The sequence below is a fragment of the Lentisphaerota bacterium genome (assembly GCA_016873675.1).
Taxonomy (GTDB): domain Bacteria; phylum Verrucomicrobiota; class Kiritimatiellia; order RFP12; family JAAYNR01; genus VGWG01.
This window is the reverse complement of the sequence record VGWG01000056.1, coordinates 1-18575: the sequence shown is the minus strand read 5'-3', so window position 1 is coordinate 18575 and position 18575 is coordinate 1. Positions and strand designations below refer to the sequence as shown.

The 18575-nt window shown below is 62.3% G+C and carries 17 protein-coding genes; 8 read left to right on the top strand and 9 right to left on the bottom strand.

Annotated elements, in window-relative coordinates; genetic code table 11:
- Window positions 1-345: 345 nt before the first annotated feature.
- The gene (locus FJ222_08160; protein ID MBM4164398.1) at window positions 346-564 is read right to left on the bottom strand and encodes a hypothetical protein; all 219 of its coding nucleotides are present in this window, start codon (window positions 562-564) and stop codon (window positions 346-348) included.
- A gap of 158 nt (window positions 565-722) precedes the next feature.
- On the opposite strand from FJ222_08160, the gene FJ222_08155 reads away from it, so the two are divergent.
- From FJ222_08155 to FJ222_08145, 3 genes are read left to right on the top strand one after another with little or no spacing between them, the layout of a single operon-like run.
- Window positions 723-1688 carry a substrate-binding domain-containing protein gene (locus FJ222_08155; GenBank protein MBM4164397.1) on the top strand — a complete coding sequence of 322 codons (966 nt, stop codon included), beginning with the start codon at window positions 723-725 and terminating at the stop codon, window positions 1686-1688.
- A 38-nt stretch (window positions 1689-1726) separates the two neighbouring features.
- A complete protein-coding gene (locus FJ222_08150) occupies window positions 1727-3214 on the top strand; it encodes a sugar ABC transporter ATP-binding protein (GenBank protein ID MBM4164396.1) in 1488 nt (495 codons plus the stop codon).
- 35 nt (window positions 3215-3249) lie between these two features.
- Window positions 3250-4215: an ABC transporter permease gene (locus FJ222_08145; protein ID MBM4164395.1), complete on the top strand. Its 966-nt coding sequence runs from the start codon at window positions 3250-3252 to the stop codon at window positions 4213-4215.
- A gap of 28 nt (window positions 4216-4243) precedes the next feature.
- On the opposite strand, the gene FJ222_08140 is transcribed toward FJ222_08145, so the two are convergent.
- Window positions 4244-5461, bottom strand: coding sequence for an alkaline phosphatase (locus tag FJ222_08140; protein MBM4164394.1), 1218 nt, complete (start codon window positions 5459-5461; stop codon window positions 4244-4246).
- 215 nt (window positions 5462-5676) lie between these two features.
- Here FJ222_08140 and FJ222_08135 point away from each other — a divergent pair, with 215 nt between their 5' ends.
- From FJ222_08135 to FJ222_08120, 4 genes are all read left to right on the top strand, one after another.
- The gene (locus tag FJ222_08135) at window positions 5677-8124 is read left to right on the top strand and encodes a U32 family peptidase (protein ID MBM4164393.1); all 2448 of its coding nucleotides are present in this window, start codon (window positions 5677-5679) and stop codon (window positions 8122-8124) included.
- A gap of 112 nt (window positions 8125-8236) precedes the next feature.
- On the top strand, window positions 8237-9715 hold the full coding sequence (locus FJ222_08130) for a fucose isomerase (GenBank protein MBM4164392.1): 1479 nt from the start codon (window positions 8237-8239) through the stop codon (window positions 9713-9715).
- A 57-nt stretch (window positions 9716-9772) separates the two neighbouring features.
- Window positions 9773-10273, top strand: coding sequence for a rubrerythrin family protein (locus FJ222_08125; protein ID MBM4164391.1), 501 nt, complete (start codon window positions 9773-9775; stop codon window positions 10271-10273).
- A 114-nt stretch (window positions 10274-10387) separates the two neighbouring features.
- The gene (locus FJ222_08120; GenBank protein ID MBM4164390.1) at window positions 10388-10903 is read left to right on the top strand and encodes an FHA domain-containing protein; all 516 of its coding nucleotides are present in this window, start codon (window positions 10388-10390) and stop codon (window positions 10901-10903) included.
- On the opposite strand, the gene FJ222_08115 is transcribed toward FJ222_08120, so the two are convergent.
- The 5 genes from FJ222_08115 to FJ222_08095 form a co-directional block, all read right to left on the bottom strand.
- Window positions 10900-11940 (bottom strand): DUF814 domain-containing protein, encoded by a 1041-nt coding sequence (locus tag FJ222_08115; GenBank protein MBM4164389.1) that lies wholly within the window; start codon window positions 11938-11940, stop codon window positions 10900-10902. The genes FJ222_08120 and FJ222_08115 overlap by 4 nt on opposite strands.
- 94 nt (window positions 11941-12034) lie before the next feature.
- On the bottom strand, window positions 12035-12523 hold the full coding sequence (locus FJ222_08110) for a PIN domain-containing protein (protein ID MBM4164388.1): 489 nt from the start codon (window positions 12521-12523) through the stop codon (window positions 12035-12037).
- A gap of 2 nt (window positions 12524-12525) precedes the next feature.
- Complete coding sequence (locus tag FJ222_08105) at window positions 12526-12762, bottom strand: ribbon-helix-helix protein, CopG family (GenBank protein MBM4164387.1); 237 nt, start codon at window positions 12760-12762, stop codon at window positions 12526-12528.
- Between the two features lie 20 nt (window positions 12763-12782).
- Complete coding sequence (locus tag FJ222_08100; protein MBM4164386.1) at window positions 12783-13979, bottom strand: glycosyltransferase family 4 protein; 1197 nt, start codon at window positions 13977-13979, stop codon at window positions 12783-12785.
- A complete protein-coding gene (locus FJ222_08095) occupies window positions 13921-15309 on the bottom strand; it encodes a bifunctional folylpolyglutamate synthase/dihydrofolate synthase (GenBank protein ID MBM4164385.1) in 1389 nt (462 codons plus the stop codon). Before FJ222_08095 ends, FJ222_08100 begins: the two co-directional genes overlap by 59 nt.
- Window positions 15310-16088: 779 nt before the next feature.
- On the opposite strand from FJ222_08095, the gene FJ222_08090 reads away from it, so the two are divergent.
- Window positions 16089-16634: a hypothetical protein gene (locus tag FJ222_08090; GenBank protein MBM4164384.1), complete on the top strand. Its 546-nt coding sequence runs from the start codon at window positions 16089-16091 to the stop codon at window positions 16632-16634.
- Window positions 16635-16813: 179 nt separating this feature from the next.
- Here FJ222_08090 and FJ222_08085 read toward each other — a convergent pair whose 3' ends face one another.
- Window positions 16814-17140, bottom strand: a complete 327-nt coding sequence (locus FJ222_08085; protein ID MBM4164383.1) for a hypothetical protein — start codon at window positions 17138-17140, stop codon at window positions 16814-16816.
- A gap of 329 nt (window positions 17141-17469) precedes the next feature.
- Window positions 17470-18575 (bottom strand): RHS repeat-associated core domain-containing protein (locus FJ222_08080; protein ID MBM4164382.1); only part of this gene is annotated, 1106 nt, incomplete at its 5' end.

The window sequence follows — 18575 nt, the reverse complement described above, 5'->3', positions numbered from 1 at the left end:
CCATGTGGTTTAGTAAAGTTTCTACGCGCATCCGGTGTCGTTTATCCTCCTCTGTTTTGTGTACAAGAAGGATAACCGGATGCGCCTTTCTTAATCAACTACCACCCACAGATTCTCGTGAAGTGCCTCCTTGAAGAACTGGGCATTCCTCAATTGCCCTTGTAAAAAACTATCGACGGGGACCTTCGTAATCAGAGGACATGAGGTTATTGAATAGTGCGCCAACGGTTACAGTATTCATGTAGCTGACAAACATTCGTTCCACACAAACAGAATATTCCTGAAGTTACAACATCTTGATGGCTGGCTTGGCATGACGGGATTCAATTCGCCGGGCGTAAAGGGTCAATCGCACAAGGTCTTGAGCGTGGTCAGGCCGTCAATATGGCCGTACCCCAGCCGATAGACTTCCGGGTCAATATCGAGGATGACGGCATTTTCCAGGTGGGGGAAATTGAGCAGACGTGTGGCAAGCGCATCGGCAACAGGTTTGTGAACGCCCGCATTCGGCCGATGAAGGCGCGTATTAAAGATATTCTGGACATCTTTCCCCGTTTCTGGCACGTTAACACCATGAAAGTGCAACTCGCGGCCGGTTCTGCAATGCTTCCAGCCGATGCGGGCTTATGCCAGTCGAGAAGCCGTTTCTTATCAATGCCATGCCGAATGAGACAAACAAACAGGGACATCCCGAGTGAGGTGCTATCATGTTGATGAAAATGATGGGTGAACGGGTAGCGGTAGGCGTTGCGGTTGTGTTGCTCGCGGGGTGCGGGGACAGCAAGAACACGGAGAACCGAGCGGCCGACGGCGACGCGAAGCCTCGGGTCGCGGTGATTCCGAAGGGGAGCACGCACGCCTTTTGGAAATCGGTCGAAGCTGGCGCGAAGCAGGCGGGCAATGAGTTCGGTCTTGACGTGATCTGGAAAGGCCCGATGAAAGAGGACGACCGTGCCTCGCAGATCCAGTTGCTTGAGCAGTTCATCAGCGAAGGCGTGGCGGGTATCGTGCTGGCTCCGCTGGACAGTCAGGCGTTGGTCGTTCCGGTGCAGTCGGCGAAGGAAAAGAAGATCGCGACGGTGATCTTTGATTCGACGCTTGAAGGAAACGATTGCGCCAGCTTTGTCGCCACCGACAACAAGGCGGCCGGCAAACTCGGCGGCGATCATCTGGCGAAGCTACTCGGCGGGACGGGCAAGGTGGTGTTGCTCCGTTATTTGGAGGGTTCGGCCAGCACGATGCAGCGCGAAGCGGGTTTCCTCGAAGCCATGGCGGCGAACCCGGGCATCACGGTCATTTCGAAAGACCAGTACGCGGGCGCGACCTCGGCATCGGCGAAAGACCGCGCGATGAACATGCTCGATACGTTGAGGGAGGCCGACGGGATCTTCGCGCCCAACGAGTCGTCGGCCGTGGGCATGCTGCTCGCCTTGCAGGATAACGGTCTGGCGGGCAAGAAGACGTTTGTGGGTTTCGATGCATCGGAGATGCTGCTGCAGGGGTTGGCGAATGGCGAAATCATGGGCCTCGTGGCTCAGAACCCCAGGAAAATGGGCTATATCGCGGTGAAAACGATGGCTGCGGTGCTGAAGGGTGAGCAGGTGGACGCAGTAATTGATACCGGCTGCGCGTTGATTACGAAGGACAACATGGCGTCGCCCGAGATTCAGGCGATCCTCGGCAAGTAGGACGCAGGCCGCCGTATCCACAGGCCACACGGACGGATGTGATGACAGAGCGCTTGAAGATGTCTGCGGTACGGAAGCGCTTCGGGGCGACCATTGCGCTTGCCGGGGTTGATCTGTATGTAAACGCAGGCGAAGTGCTGGGGCTTGTGGGCGAGAACGGAGCCGGCAAGAGCACGCTGATGAAAGTCCTGTCCGGTGCACACCCCCCCGACGAGGGGCAGATGTGGCTGGACGGGGAGCCGTACAAGCCGCGCGGACCGCTCGATGCGCGGCGCGCGGGCGTGGCGATGATCTATCAGGAGCTCTCACTCGCGAAGCACCTGAGCGTCGCCGAAAATATCCTGCTCGGCATGGAACCCACCACAGGTCCGCTGCTGAATTGGAAAGAGATCCGACGCATCTCGGCAGAGGCCCTCACGGAGGTCGGACGATCCGATATTCACGTCGATCAACCCGTGGGCGAACTTTCGATTGCCGAGCAGCAGCTCGTTGAGATCGGGCGCGCGGTCGCGGTCGGCTGCAAGGTGCTCGTGCTTGATGAGCCGACGAGCAGTCTGACGAAAGCGGACATCGCAAAGCTCTTCGCGCTGGTGAGGCGGCTGAAGGCGAAAGGCCATGCGATCGTCTATATCTCCCACTTTCTTGAAGAGGTGAAGGACCTGTCAGACCGCTATACGGTGTTGCGTGATGGACAAAGTGTGGGCGGCGGCTTGACCGCAGAGGCGACGCCGGCGCAGATCGTTTCGCTGATGGTCGGCCGCGACGTGAAGGACTTGTATCCGCGGTCGAAGCGGGCAACGGGTGACGTCCTGTTATCGGTTAAAAAATTCGCAGGCCGCTCCAAGCCGATTTCGGCGTCGCTCGACATTAAACGCGGCGAAGTCGTCGGCATCGCAGGGCTCGTCGGCGCGGGCCGAACGGAGCTGCTGCGGACGATCTTTGGACTGGATGCGGTGGCGTCGGGCGAGGTCCGGGTTGCGACGGTAAGCGGCGCGGCCACACCGTCTGAGCGCTGGCGGCAGGGCGTCGGGATGGTGAGCGAGGACCGCAAGACCGAGGGGCTTGCGCTGAATCTTTCCCTTGCAGACAACATGACGCTATCGAGTTTGGGCTTTTTTGTCAGTCCGCGTTCGCTGGAAGAGAAATCCAAGCACTGGATCAGCAGGCTGGAGACCAAGTGCGCGGGTCCACAGCAGTCGGTCGGATCGTTGTCCGGCGGCAATCAGCAGAAGGTCGCGGTGGGCCGACTGCTGGAACACGGCGTGGACCTCCTGCTGCTGGACGAGCCGACGCGCGGGATCGATGTCGGGGCAAAGGCGCTGATCTACAAGCTGATTGACGAGCTCGCCTGCGAAGGGCGGGCGGTGCTGATGGTCAGCAGCTATCTGCCGGAGCTGATGGGCACCTGTGATCGTATCGCCGTGATGTGTCGCGGAACCCTGGGCCCGGCCCGTCTCGTCAGCGAGACCAACGAGCACCAGATCATGTTAGAGGCGACGGGCACGCCAGGCAACGGAGGACCATGAGCGAAGCAGAGAAGAGACTGTCAGGCGGAATGAACATGCGCAAATACCTGGCGATGCTTGGACCCCTGATCGGGCTTGTGTTTGTGTTTGTGCTGTTCTCGGCGCTTCGACCGAAGACGTTCCTGAATCTCGACAACATGCAGATCATCCTGCGGCAGACCGCCGTGATTGGAACTGCGGCCATCGGGATGACATTGATCATCATCGCCGGTGGAATTGATCTGGCGGTCGGATCCAACATCGCGATCGGTGTCGTGACCATCGCGCTTTTGCTGCAGGCTGGCTTCACGCCCATCCTTGCGGCGCTCGGCGGAATCGCGGCTTGTACGGCGACCGGCGCGTTCAGCGGATTGCTGATCACGCGGTTGAAAGTGTTGCCGTTCATTGTAACCCTTGGATTGATGGGCGCGCTGCGCGGCGGAGCGAAGGGTTTGGCCAATAGCCAGACGGTCTATCCGCCGCGCACAGAAGCCATCACGAACAGTTGGATCATGAAATTGCTGTCTGGACTCAAGGATGAGAACCGCTGGATGTTGTTGCCTCCGGGCGTGTGGCTGATGCTGGCGCTGGCGGTGCTGGTTGCGCTGATGTTGCGGTTCACGCGCTTTGGCCGTCATATCTTCGCGGTCGGCTCGAATGAGCAGACGGCGCGTCTCTGCGGGGTGAATGTGGATCGCGTGAAGATCCTGGTCTACACGCTCGGCGCGTTGTTCGCGGGCATCGCGGCGATGCTCCAGTTTTCCTACATCCGCGTGGGAGACCCCACGACGGCGGAGGGTTACGAGCTCGGCGTGATTGCGGCCGTTGTGATTGGTGGCGCGAGTCTCGCTGGCGGGGAAGGCCGCATCGCGGGCAGTTTGATCGGTGCGATCATCATGACGATGGTGGCCAACGGCTGCACGAAAATGGGCTTCGACAACTGGGTCCAGCAAATTGCCACCGGCTTCATCATCATCGCCGCCGTGATGCTCGACAAACTGCGCCAGCGCCGTGCGGTGTAGCCCGGTCGTCGGCTTTCGTCACAGGGACTCAGGGATCGAGGTTCAGCAGCTTCATCATCCGTCGGGCGATCTCGGTGTTGTCGATAAAGCCCGTGAATTGGTCGGCGCCCGGGCCAAAGGCATAGACCGGAACCGCCACTGCGGTATGATCACTCGACGTATAGCGAGCCGTCACCTGACCGGTCGCGCAGTCGCCTCCGTTGAGGGTCATCCCCCCTGTCTCATGATCCCCCGTCACGATCACCAGCGTTTCGCCGTTGGTGGAGGCGAAGCGCAGAGCCGCCCCGATGGCCCGGTCAAAGTCCAGGGTTTCGAGAACAACGCCAGCGGTGTTGTTTGCATGAGACAGGAAATCGATCTGAGACCCCTCCACCATCAAAAAGAAGCCCGAGGACTCCTTGGACAGGAGTCGGATGGCGGTCTCCGTAGCGGGCACGAGCATCTCTCCTCGTTCCGGCGCTGGCGCATGATGGTCGCGCGCTGTCAATCCGGCCAGCTTGCCGGATTCCACCTTCTGAATATCCGCTATCGTGTAGACGACCTGATACCCCTTGGCCCGAAGGTCCTGACTCAGGTTGCGTCCGTCACGGCGTTTCTCAAAATGGTCGAGTCCCCCTCCTATAAACAGATCAATCTGAGTATCCAGAAATTGCGCCGCGATCTTCTCGTACTCCCCCCGCGATTCGGCATGGGCAATAAAAGAGGCCGGCGTGGCGTGGGTGATGGCCGAGGTGGAGACGAGGCCCGTTTTCAACCCCTTTTTCTCAGCCAGATCACGAATGGAGGGAAGGGGCTTCTTGTCAGGCCCCACGCCAATGGCCCCATTGTACGTCTTGACTCCGGTAGCCAGCGCCGTTGCGCTGGCCGCTGAATCGGTGATGAAGTCACTCGACGAATGGGTCTTGGCCAGCCCAATATGCTTGAAGTTATCGAGATAGAGCTGCCCGTGGTTGGCTACCATTGCGGCATAAACATGAGCCAGCCCCATGCCGTCGCCAATCATCAAGATGATGTTTTTGGGGGCCTTCTGACCCTGAGGCTGGGCAAACCGCTCCACCGCATAAACAGAGACGGCCGAATCGGCTTTCTGAGGCGAGCCCTTTTTGGAAGGCGAGCCCTCCCCCTGAGCAGAGCCCGGCAGGAGAAATTGAAATAGAAACACGAACGACAGGGCCAGCGAAGAGCATCCACCAGCGGTCTGGCGCCGACGCGACGCCTCCGGCGCCAAGCCAAGGCAAGCTCTCATACGCGGCAAATTCATTCCAGTGAGTATCCCTTAAATTCGGGGGATTGTCAAATGCATGGGTCGGGTATTGGAGGTGTTTCAGATCACGCGCAATAATCGGCGCCCATGTCTCACGCATCCCTCATTGGAGCGTGGCGTGTTCTTTCAGCTTTCCATTTTCAGCTTTCGCTTTATCCGTCCTTGCGTCCCGACGGTCTCAATCGGTACACTGACACATGGTTCTTCCCGAACTTCTAGCCCCCGCAGGCTGTTTTGACGCCGCCGTCGCCGCATTCCGGTATGGCGCGGATGCCGTCTATGCGGGTCTGGATCGCTTCTCGGCGCGGGCCGAGGCTCAGAACCTATCCCCTGAACGGCTGGCCGTGCTGCTGGCCCATGCGCGCAGCCTCACACCGCCGCGCAAGATCTATTGCACCTTCAATACGCTGCTGCTGGAGGCCGAGCTCCCGGCAGCGCTGGAGACGCTCGATCAGCTCGACGACCTCGGCGTCGATGGTGTTATCATCCAAGACTGGGGACTGTTTGAGATGGCCCGCAGGCATTTTCCGCGTCTGCAGCTCCACGCCAGCACCCAGATGGCGGCGCACAGCCGCGAGGGGGTTCAGGCGCTTGCTGCACGCGGCTTCACCCGCGTGGTGCTCGCCCGCGAGCTGACTCTGGACGAAATCGCCGCAACCGTCCGCGACCACGCCGCCGAGATCGAGGTCTTCATCCACGGCGCGCTCTGCTACTCCACCAGCGGACTCTGCCTCTTCTCCTCACACGCCGTCGGCCGAAGCGGCAACCGCGGCCGCTGCGCCTACTGCTGCCGCGACCGCCTGACCGGAGCCGGAGACCCAGACGCTACGGCCAGCCATCCCTTCTCCATGCGCGACCTGGCCTGGCTCCCCCACATCCCCGCGCTGGTCGAGGCGGGTGTCGCCAGCCTGAAGATCGAAGGCCGGATGAAGTCGCCGCTCTACGTCGCCGCCATCACCGACCTCTACCGGCGCGCCCTGGATGGCACGCTCACCCCGAGTGAACAGGCGGGCAAGATCGGCGATATCCAGACCATCTTCAGCCGGCCCTGGACGTCGTTCTACGCCGAAGGCGCCGGCACCGACCCGCTCGCCATCATTGACCCATCGGCCGTCGGCCACCGCGGCACCCGTATCGGCACCGTCCAGTCGGTTCAGCGCGACGGCTGCGGCGGACGCTGGCTGCGCTTCCGCACCGCGCGCGCCCTGGAAAAACACGACGGTCTCCAAATCGAGCCGGCGGCGGGCGGGCAGCCCGAAGGTTTCGCGGTCAGCGCGCTGCGGCGCTGCGGCGCCACGCGCGGCGAAATCGCCCTCCCCGCCGGCATCGATGTCGAGGTCGGGTTGCCCCCCGATTTCTCGACGATTCCCGCGCCCGGCGCGGCGGTCTACTGCTCGGCCTCTCAAGCGGTGCGGCGGGCCTATCCCGTCGAAACGGTCCGCGAATCATCGCTCGCCCCGATTCACGCCTGCGCGGTCACGATCACGCTCGATGCGGCAGGACTGGTCCTGACCGCCGAATCGACCGACGCCTGCGCGGACACGGCAACGGTGCGCGTCCCGGCGGAGCTGACTCCCGCGCGCAATCCGGGTCAGACCGAGGCGGCGGTGCGCAAAGCATTCGACCGCACCCGCGACGCCGGCTGGCGGGTGGCCCGTCTGGCGGTTCATGATCCCGACGCCCGCTACGCCCCGCCCTCCCTGCTCAACGACGCCCGCCGTCGTGTGTTGGAGGCCCTGACTGTTGCCCGGGCCGCCCGTCGTCAGGCGGTCCGTGATGCGGTGCGTGATCAGTGGGACTCCTCCCCTGCTCTTCAGGCGCGCGCGCTGTCTGACCACACACAGCAGGAACGCGCGGCACCCCGCTTCACGGCCAAGGTGCATGTCTCGCAAGCGCCATCCGAGGCGCTGGGTGATGCCCACGAGCTGGTCGTGCAGATCGGCCATGCGGACGACGAGGCCATCCGTCGCGGTCTCGCGGCCTGGCTGACGATCCTTCCCCGTGATCGCATCCGACTGGCCGTGCCCCTGCTGGTGCGCGACAGCGAGTCCGCGCCCTTGGCCCTTCGGCTGGGCACACTGGCGGCGGATGGGTGGCGGCTGTGGGAGTGCGCCGATCTGGCAGGTCTCGACCGGTTGCGGCGCTGTGCAGGCCAGGCCGAAGACATCACCGCCGACTGGTCGTTCTATGCGCTCAACCGCCCCGCCAGCGCCTTTCTGCGCGAACAGGGGATTACGCGCCGCGTCACCTCGCCCGAGGAAACGGCGGCCAATCTCGCCGTTTGCGTGGATGCTGGGGTTATCGAGGCGCTGGTCTTCCAGCTCACGCCGCTGTTCATTTCGCAAACGCCGCCCTGCGCCGGACCGGGCGACCCGCCTACCGAGTCCGTCGCATGGGCCGACCGCCGGGGCCAGACCTTGCACGCCTGTCCGCTCGACGGCCGCTGGATCACAACCGGCGATCGCCCGTTCTCCTGCGCGGACGCCATTCCAGAGCTGCTGGGCCTGGGCATCCGCCAGTTCCGTTGCGACTGGTCGTGGCAGCCTTCAGACCCCGCCGTGCTCGCCGCCGCCTGGCGAGCCGTTCGCTGCGGCGAGAGGCCCTCCGGAAGCCACCCCGCCAACTTCCGGCGCGGCCTGATGTAATTCTGATCTATTTCTCAGCACACGCAGGCTGGACGAGCGGGGTGCTTTCGTGCATAATCATAGCTTAACCAATCACCCAGCCCCTCTGGGGCGGCGAGGAGACCTAGACCGTATGCAAAACATTCCCAGCGTTAAAATGGGCATCGTCGCCGTCAGTCGCGACTGCTTCCCGATCGAACTCAGCCGTGCGCGTCTTGATCGTGTTGTAAAAGCCTGCGCCAAGCGCAAAGTCGAGGTGATCCCCTGCTCGGTGGTCATCGAATCAGAAGCTGACACGGTCAAAGCGCTCGTGGAAATGCGCGCCGCTGGCGTCAACGCGCTCACAATCTACCTCGGCAACTTCGGTCCTGAGGCGCCCTACACCATTTTTGCCAAGGAAATGGGCGTCCCCTTCATGCTGTGCGCGGCGGCGGAGGAATCGGCTAAAGACCTGATCAACGGGCGTGGCGACGCCTTCTGCGGCATGTTGAACGCCTCGTTGAACTGCGCCCTGCGCAACATCACCCCCTTCATACCGGCCGTGCCGGTGGGCCTCCCGGACGCGATCGTCAACCACATCGTCCATTTCACTCGCGTGGCCCGCGTGGTGAACGGCATCCGCAACCTCAAGGTCTTTGCGTTTGGTCCGCGCCCGCAGGATTTCTTTGCCTGCAATGCGCCGATCAAGCCCATGTACAATCTGGGCATCGAGGTGATGGAGAACTCGGAACTCGACCTGCTGCAGCTCTACCAGGGTACCGCGAAGCGAACGAAGGAAATCGATGCCATCGCCAAGGACATGGCCAAGGAACTCGGCAAGGGCAACTGCTTTGCGGGCAAGCTGCGCGAGCTGGCCCAGTTCGAGCTCGCCCTGCTGACGTTCTTCGAGGCCAATCTCGGATCCCGCCAGTTCGGCGTGATGGCCAACAAATGCTGGCCCGCATTCGAATCGGCCTTCCGCTTCGTCCCCTGTTTTGTCAACTCCCGCCTCTCCACGCGCGGCATACCGGTGGCGTGCGAGGTCGACATGTACGGGGCGGTCTCTCAGTACATGGCCCAATGCGCGACGCTCTTGCCGACGACGATTCTCGACATCAACAACACCGTGCCCGCCGACCTGCCGATCAAGAATCTGCAGGGCGCCACGCGAGCCGATCTGTTCATGGGCTTCCACTGCGGCAACACCCCCTCCTGCTGCCTCTGTTCCGGTTGCTCGATGAAATATCAGCTCATTATGCACCGTCTGATGGAGCCGGGCCGGGAGCCCGACATTACTGCGGGCACGCTGGAAGGTCGGCTGCGGCCGGGCCCGATCACCTTTTTCCGCGTGCAGGGAACGGCGGATTGCCGTCTCCAAAGCTACATCGCCGAGGGCAACATACTCGACGCCGACCCGCGCTCGTTCGGCGGCATCGGCATCTTCGGAATTCCGAATTTTGCCCGCTTCTATCGCCAGGTGCTGCTGGAGAAACACTACCCGCATCACGGGGCTGTGGCGTTCGACACCGCCGGCGAGGTCCTCTTCGACGCAGCCAAGCTGCTGGGCATCGCCGATGTGGCGGCCCCAAAACCGGCTGGCGAGCTCTACCCCAACGAAAACCCGTTCGCGTAGTGCTTTCAGTGCATAGGCTTGCATCAACCTCATCAACAACGCAACCGGAGTCGCCTCATGACAACACAGGAAAATCTGATGGCCGCATTCGCGGGTGAGAGTCAGGCAAATCGCAAATACCTCGCCTTCGCCAAGAAGGCGGATGCCGACGGCAAGACGCAGATCGCCCGGCTCTTCCGCGCGGCGGCCGAGGCCGAAACCGTTCATGCCCACGCCCATTTGCGCGTCGCCAACGGCGTGAAGAGCACGGCGGAGAACGTGCAGGAGGCGATTGCCGGCGAAGGTCACGAGTTCACGACGATGTATCCCGAGTTCGTCGCCGCCGCCAAACGGGATGCCCATGCGGGTGCCTTGCGCTCGTTTGAATACGCCATGGCCGTCGAAAAGATCCACCACGGTCTTTACAGCCAGGCGGCCGCCGCGCTCAAGGCCGGGAAGGACCTCCCCGCCGCGAAACTCTTTGTCTGTCCGGTCTGCGGCAACACGGAGGTGGGCTCGGTTCCCGAGCAATGTCCGATCTGCGGCATCCCCGGAGCTAAATTCAGCGAAATCGCCTGACGTTGTCTTCGCTTTGCGCACGGCTGAGGACGCCGGATTCGATGCGGGCTTCTTGACTTGTCGACGCGGCTTTCGTATGCTCCCAAGCGGTGATCGGACTTAAGAGGACGATTTATGGCTTATTTGGTCTTGACCGAGGGTGATAGGAAGGGGCACAAGTTCGACCTCAAAGACGGGGTCACGCGCATCGGAAGGCGTGCCGAAAACGATGTGATCTTGGTTTATCCGTCGGTTTCCGGAACCCATGCAGAGATTATTCGATCCGATGACGGATTTGAGTTGCGTGACCTCGGGTCCACCAACGGCACGCGCCTCAATGGCTCGCGCATCCAAAGCATACGGGTTTACCGAAACGACATTTTCTCGTTCGGGGATATCTCTGTCATGCTTGAGGGCGACGACGTGCCCACAGCGCCGCCATCGGACGAAAATGACGCTGCGGACATTTCTTCGATTCCGCGCACGACCGTCAGCTTGCACCCGCTGGTACCCGAGAATGCGCGCGTCATGCCGCCATCAGACTTCAAGAAAACGCATGGTTCGCGAACGCTCTGGCCGATTTTCATCGGCCTGGTCATTCTGGCTGTGCTTGTCGCTCTGGTCGTCTTTGTGTTGGGTTTCTTTTCTTAGAGGACCCATGATGAATAGGCGTCGCGAGACTCTCCCGCAACGGCCTGCAAGCGCTCCTCCCCCGATGCGACCACACGGATTGTAACCGCCTTTTTCTCGTGGTGGTCGCTATAGGCCGCGCACACCTGAACCGCCCGGGCAATGTCGGCAGACTCGCGCACTCCGAACGGGATTAATAACGTGGGCCCCGGCACGTTGACCGTGTCCACCAACACATCGCCCTCGGCAAACGCCACATGCAAGGACTCGTTATCCGCCTGATTCCTGCCGATGATGCACGTGGAGCCTCCGGGAAGCCGCATGTGCCGGCCGATGCGCAATAACCGAAGCGACCGCAGATCCCGGATACCCCGTTCGGCGAGAAGGTTGGCCAGCCTACGGCAGAAGCCCTCATCGGTGAGCAGACAGCCGCCGGCCGGTGTCGGATACGCCCGTATGCCGTAAGCCGCCGCCAGCGCCATTTGCGGCTTGCGCGAACGCCCGGAAAGCCCCAGCAGACGTTCGCGATCGAGCAGACCCTCCCGCTCCGGCCGCGACGGCGCCATCAGCTTCGCGCTCAATGGCCGCACCAGAAAATCCTCCATGCCGCTGTCATGGATGACAATATCCAGCGCATGCCTGTTCTGTGACATCGGCCGTTGCCCCAGAACCTCTCCGGTCGCCACGCAGTCAAAGCCCATGGCAGTCATCCGCTCCCCGGCGCGTCTGACCATCCGTGCATGGCAATCGATGCACGGATTCATGTGGCCGCCGAATCCGTGCGGCGGCTGTTCAATCAACTCCAGAATATCATCGGTGAAATCCACCGTGTGCAACCGCACGTTCAGCGCACGCGCAGCGCGTTGCGCGGCGGCGGTGTTAAAGAACGGGCTGGCAAAACTCACCGCCTCGACATGCACGCCCTGACCGCGCAGCACGCAGATGGCCAGCATGCTGTCCAAACCGCCTGAAAGCAGGCTGAGACACCGGGTTTGTTTGCCCGCACAGCCGCCGCACGCGGTTGTCGGCCCGCCCGGTTCCCCGTTATCGGTCATCATGCCGTGTCACTCCGTTCCAATAGCCATGTACCCCTTTCGCCCCCGATACCGATTTGACGCACAGCAAAGGGCGTCCCTGTCCCAACAGTCCGCATCAGGATTTGCGGCGGTTTCTCGGCAATCTCCTGAATGCCGTCGTCCGGCGGTGTTCCGTTATCGGATCGACGGTGTCGAGAAACGGAAACCGGTTGAAGTCCGTGTCTCTGGTGACAATCGTCTTGATCCCGTTTTCTCTCATCAAAATTGCTGTGTGCGCGTCAAAGACCAGATTGCCGGAAATGCCTGGCACATCGGCAAAGACTTCCGTTGCCACATGACGATGCCGGTCGGTCTCCGACAAGACCCGCAGGCTCAGAGAGGCGAATAGCGCATCAAGGAATAACCACGCCTGAGCGGCCGAGAAGGGACGATTGAGAACACGTGGATGGGTCACTACGCGAAGAAACTCATACACAATACCCCAGGTTACATACCAAGGCGTTGTCTGCGAACGCCACTGTTCGAGCAACTGGCGGCATCCCGCGTGGTCTGGCGAGTCCTTATCCGCGCCATAAATCAGGATATTGGTATCCACAACGAACATGACTAACCTCCCATCACGTCGTACAGGGCATCTCGATTGGCAACGTTGACCCGCAGTCCGCCGCTCTCGAATTCCGGCAACGGCGGCAACTTGGCCTCGCGTGGTACCGGTTCGATAATCGTTCGCAATGCCGCCTCGACCATCTCGGACATGGTCTGTTGGCGGCGCGCGGCTTCACGCTTGACCTCACGCATCGTCACATCGCTGATAGTCAGTGTTGTTTTCATATAGATAACCATATCTTAAATATGGAATACCGTCAACACTCCTCTTGCTCCGCCAATTCTTCATAGACAGCCGCGACTCGCGCCACCATCTGCCGCAGCGTATAGCCCTCCATCCGCGCGCGCGCACCAGCGCGGATTCGTCCGGCGAGTTGACGGTCATTCACCAGCGCCAGCGCCCGGGCCGCCAGGCCCGCCACATCTCCAACCGGAGCGAGCATCCCTGACTCCTCCGTCGCGATGACGTCAGCAATACCACCGGCCTCCGCCGCCACCACCGGCACGCCCGCCGCCATCGCCTCCAGCAGCGTGTACGGCAGCCCCTCCCACCGCGACGGCATCACCAGCGCGTCCAGGTCCGTCAGATGCCCGGCCACCTCGATCTCGTCGCGGGCCGTTCGCAACAGGGTGCACGCATCAAGTCCGGTCCGTTTCAGCCGCCTGCTCACCCATCCGGGCCAGGGTCCGTCGCCCACCATCAGAAACCGGACGTCGGGCCGCGCGTCGCGGATGCGCCGCGCGACGTCCAGAAAGAGGTCGGGCCCCTTTTGCCGGCATATCCGCCCGACAAAGCCGATCAGCGGATGGGGACGCTCGGGTATCGGTGGCAGGACGCCGGCCTCAATGCCATTGGGAATCAGCCGCACGCGGTCCGCCGGCAGGCCCAATCCGCGCGCGCCATCGCACGCCCGAACGTATTCCTCGCGGCTGACCGCGATGAGCCGTCCGGTCCACCGCGACGCCCACCGTTCGCAGGCCAGGTAAAGGCCCAGCCACGGACTGTCCGACAAAAAGGCGAAGGCATGGGGCGTGTAAACCGCCGGCACGCCGCCTGCGGCACACGCCGCCAACCGGGCCAGCAGACCCGCTTTGGAGCTGTGGGCATGGATGATGTCGGGACGAAGGCGGCGCACCAGCCGGATCAGGCGCGCCAGCGCCACGACGTCGGCAATCGGCGCGATGCGACGCTTCATCGGCAGCAGATGCACCGCCACGCCTGCCATTCGGAACAGGTCGATATCACGGCTAAAATCGGCGTCACGGCCGGCCGAGGCGATCACCGTCAGCCGGAAGCGGTGGCGGTCGAGACCCAGCACCAGGTCGCGCAAATGACGGCGCGTGCCGCCCGCCGTAGCCTCCAGCACTTCGACGATGTGAAGCGGACGCATGCCGTCAGCCTCCTGTCGCCGGCGGTTCGGCGGCGCGTCGCTGACGGCCCAAGAACGCCTCATTCGGATCGGCCGCGCCCGCTGGCGTCGCCCACGGAAAGGCGTGCAGCCGCGTCAGCGCCTCTCCCGCAAGAAAGAGCGACCCGCAGACCACCACCGCGCCGCCTTCGGCCAGCGCCCAGGCCCGGGCCTCGTCCAACGCGTCGCCGAGCTCCGCCTCCCGGGCCGCGAGTCCGTGGGCGCGCATGAGCGCCGACACCGCGCCACCGGCCAGCGCGCGCGGCGACGGAATGGTCACCGCCCAGGCGCGCGCGAACGACGGCGCGAGAATCTTGAGGAACGCGCCGGCGTCCTTGTCATCGCAAAACCCGGCCACCAGGCCCAGCGGACCCCTCAGCCCCGATTTCTTCAGCGCCACCCGCAGCGCCGCGGCGCAATCGGGGTTGTGCGCGCCGTCCACGATCACCGGCGGCTCGCGCGAGACGAGTTGGAAACGGCCCGGCCAACATACCCCCGCCAGCCCCTCGCGAAACGCCGCATCGGGCAGACGCAACCCCAGCGCCTCCTCGGCGGCTTCGAGGGCCGCCACCGCCGTGGCGAGATTCTCACACTGAAACAGGCCGCCCAGCGGCAGCGTGACTTTTCCGAGGTCGCGCGAGGCCGTCGACACCCGGGCCTCCAGCCCCTCGGGACGCGAGCGCACGGCCGACACCGAAACGGCCTCGCCCGCGTCCACCAGACGGCACCCCAGATCCGCCGCCCGGCGCCGAATCACCGCCCGCGCCTCGTCGGGCATCGCGCCGCAGACGACCGGACGCCCCGGCTTGATGATCCCCGCCTTCTCGCCCGCGATCTTCGCCAGCGTATCCCCCAACCACTGCGTGTGCTCCAGTCCGATCCGGGTAATCACCGAAACGAGCGGTGTCACCACGTTGGTGGCATCCAGCCGGCCGCCGAGGCCGGTCTCCAGCGCCACCAGCCGCACCCCCGCCCGCCGATAAACCTCGAAAGCCGCCGCCGTGGCACACTCAAAGAACGTGGGTTCCTCGGCACCCGCCGCAACCGCCGCACGCGCCGCCGCCTCGACCGCCCGGCCCGCCTCGCCCAGGGCGGCGTCGGCGACCGCCGCGCCGTTGACGAAAATCCGCTCGTTGAAGCGCTGCAAATGCGGCGACGTGTAGCGTCCGCACGTCAATCCGGCCGCCCGCAACACCGCATCGGTCATCGCCGCCACCGATCCCTTGCCATTCGTCCCCGCGATATGAATGGGGGCCAGGCCCGACTCGGGCCGGCCCATCTGCGCCATCAGCGCCTCCATCACCTCCAGTCCCTGCCGCACGCCAAAGCGCTGCCTGGCCGCCAAGGCCTCCAGAAATCCGCATGATGTGTCCATGCGTCCAGTGTACCCGGCGCACGCCCGCACAAGCAACAGGAATTGTAATCCAACAGGGGCGATTCAGATGTATGGCTGACAGCCTCGCCCCGATGTGGTACGCTCTGCCAATCAGAATATGCCGCAACAAGTGGGCGGTGTTGAGTTTCGGGAATGCTTGAGGGCTTGACCGACACGGCAAGGGATCGTTATGAATTCGGTTGAACAGTATTTGAGCGACATGGGGGCGATTCGCGCAACAGGTGCGGGAACAGCGGAAACGTCTTACTATACCGCCCTTTCCACGCTCTTGAACGAGATCGGCAAGAAGCCGGCCCCAAAAGTGCGCTGTGTGATCCAACTTCAGAACAAAGGCGCGGGTATGCCTGACGGCGGCATGTTCACCGCCGACCAGTTCAAGAGCAAAGCAGCCAAGCAGGAAGCCGGGGCGAACCCGCTCAAAAACATTCATCCTGCCCGTGGCGTGATCGAAGTGAAGTCGCCCGCCGAGGACATGGCGGACATCATCGTAAGCGAGCAAGTCGCCCGCTATTGGGACCACTACGGACTTGTTCTGGTCACAAATTACCGCGCCTTTACGCTGATTGGCCGCACGGGTTCCGGTCAGGCGGTGGAGTTGGAGCGTTTCACGCTGGCCGCGACCGAAGCGGAATTCTGGAAGTTGGCCGCGCACCCGCGCACCTGTCCCGACGCGCTGCGCGAACGCTTCGCCGAGTACCTTTACCGTGCGATGACGCATAATGCGCCGCTGGCCGCTCCGCAGGACGTGGCCGCTATCCTTGCATCTTACGCCCGCGACGAAAGACGCCGTGCTGGCATCCGCAGCCTTGGGGCGGCAGGTGGCGGCGCTGCTCGACACGGAAACGCCCGTTCCCGGTGTGACCTGCGGCGCGATCCGCGGAGATCTCAAGGCCGTGGCGGCGTGCGTCCGCACCGACGGCAAGCCGATCAACGCCGACGCGGGCGACTTGGACCTGACGGCGGGGTGGGGTCATGCGGGCAAGGGAGGTGTGACCATGCCGGGGCGCGGCAAGGTGGAGACGGCCGGCGACACGCTGGACATCTACCTGAACGGCCTGACCTGTTGGCGCAACGTGCCCGCGCCGGTGTGGGCATACACGATAGGCGGGTATCAGGTCATCAAGAAATGGCTCTCCTACCGCGAAAAGCCCTTGCTGGGGCGAGGCCTGACTGTGGCTGAGGTGCGTTACGTCACCGAGACCGCCCGCCGCATCGCCGCGCTTCTCGCCCTGCAACCCGCGCTTGACGTGAATTACCGCGCCACGGTCGCAGACACCTACGCGAACGGGCCGATAACGCCATAGCCATCTACACGATCGAATGGTTGGATCACGAACGGCTGGGACGAGGTAGAAGGCTCGTCCCGAATGGCGCTAAGTTAAGCGGTTCTGATAAACGGACCTTTGTCGCGAGCTTTGTCGAACCCTCTATAGGCGAACCGGTTGCGATTCGACAAAGCTCGCGACAAAGAGGGTGGAAAGGCTTAACTTAGCGCCATTCGGGACTGGCCGTCATACGCGAGGCGATAGACGTGGCCTTCGGAGTTGGTGAAGGCAGTCATGCGACCGAGCGCGTCGAGCGCAAAGCTTTCGGCCCGGCCGGATGGATAGGTCACGCGGGCGCGACGCCCCAGGATGTCGAGTGCGTAGCGGGTGCTCCGGCCGCGGGCGTCCACGCTGTTGGTGACGGCGTTGTCGGACCCGAACTGGGGGACCGGCGCGCGCGTAACATGCGCAACGGCCGACGCGCACAGCATCACCGTCGCACAGGCGACGGAAAACAGGCGGCGGATGGTGGCGCGGAAGTACATGCGGGTATTATGCCAATACAGCGGACGGGGCGCAAGGATCGTGCGATTTCGGTTTTTCTGTCACCCGCTTCCGCTTCTCTTCCGAATTCGTCATTTCTTGAGGGTGGTAGATCGATACACGGAATAAATACAAATAGCATCCAGCGCGCCGGTTGCCACAAACACAAAAAGACCTTCAAGATCAAGACTATGGCGAACAATGCTGGTCGACTGCCAAAAGACCCAGAGTGCCTGCATGAACATGGCTAATCCGATTAGGTTAAACAAAGTCAGCCAGAAAATCAATATGTGCAACAAAGATTCGGGGAATAAACGCATTCGCATTTCTCTCACTTATTGCCGTTGCTGGCTGCTGACAGTCCGTACGAAGCAGCCGAAAGAATACCTGCACCTGACGCAGCATTGGGGGTTAGTCCCGTGTACCATAGCGACGCAGAGAGATAGGAAATCAGAATCGGTCCGAAAGGACGCTGTGCTGTTGCCATTGTTTCGCCGACAAGATTTATCCCTTGTTCGATGGATGCCGCTTTGAATAATGGAGAAGTCGAAGTTCCACCAAGTAATTTGAAGTCGTAATCGGTGAGTGCCCTGCTTCCTGTTTCCCACCTGTCCAATATCTCGGCACTATTCATTCCGGCGGTTTCCAACGGATACTTGGCCGCTATGTTAATTGCGGATAGAGCCCTTGTGCCGAAGCCAGCACCCATCGACCCAGCCATGCCAATTCCTGCGTCAACAAGGTTTGCATTCTGACGCGAGACTCCCTGATCTTGTATCCGCTCGGAAGTGAACGTATCGACATGTTCCCCACTGATCATTTGGCGATAACCGGCTTGGAGCGTATCAAGGCCGTGGGCACCAACAAGTGTGCCACCCGTAGCGCCTGCCGCTCCGACAACTCCACCTATAACCGTAGGACTCGTAACCGTTCCAAAAGCAATTGAAGCACCAGCGAAGGCATATCCGGCGCTAAACTCCAAGACCCCGCCTACCATGCGAATGCCACCCAAAACATTAACCCAGGAAAGACCGAGCGGATCAATGTAGCTTAGCGGGTTTCCATTGGCATATCCGTACAGATTCGCGCCGCCACCAAGGCCAATCGGATCGGAAGAAAGAAACCGCTTGAGCATCGTGTCATAGGCGCGATGACGGGTGAGATGGAGCGTGGTGGCGTCAGACACCCGCCACACGCCATGTCCGCCCAACCACCGGAATGGAAGGCTGTTGGTGCCGGTGCGCCCCCAGTCTTCGCCATAAGGACCGTAGGCAAAGGTGTCTGTGGCGTTGCCGCTGCCGTCGGACAGGGCCACGACGCTGCCTTGCTCGTCGGCATGCACGCAGCGCAAGGTGCCGTCGCTTTCGATGATTCCCAGCAACCGACCGGCGCCCCAGATGTAGTAGCGCACGGGCACGCCGTTGGTGGTGGTTTCCA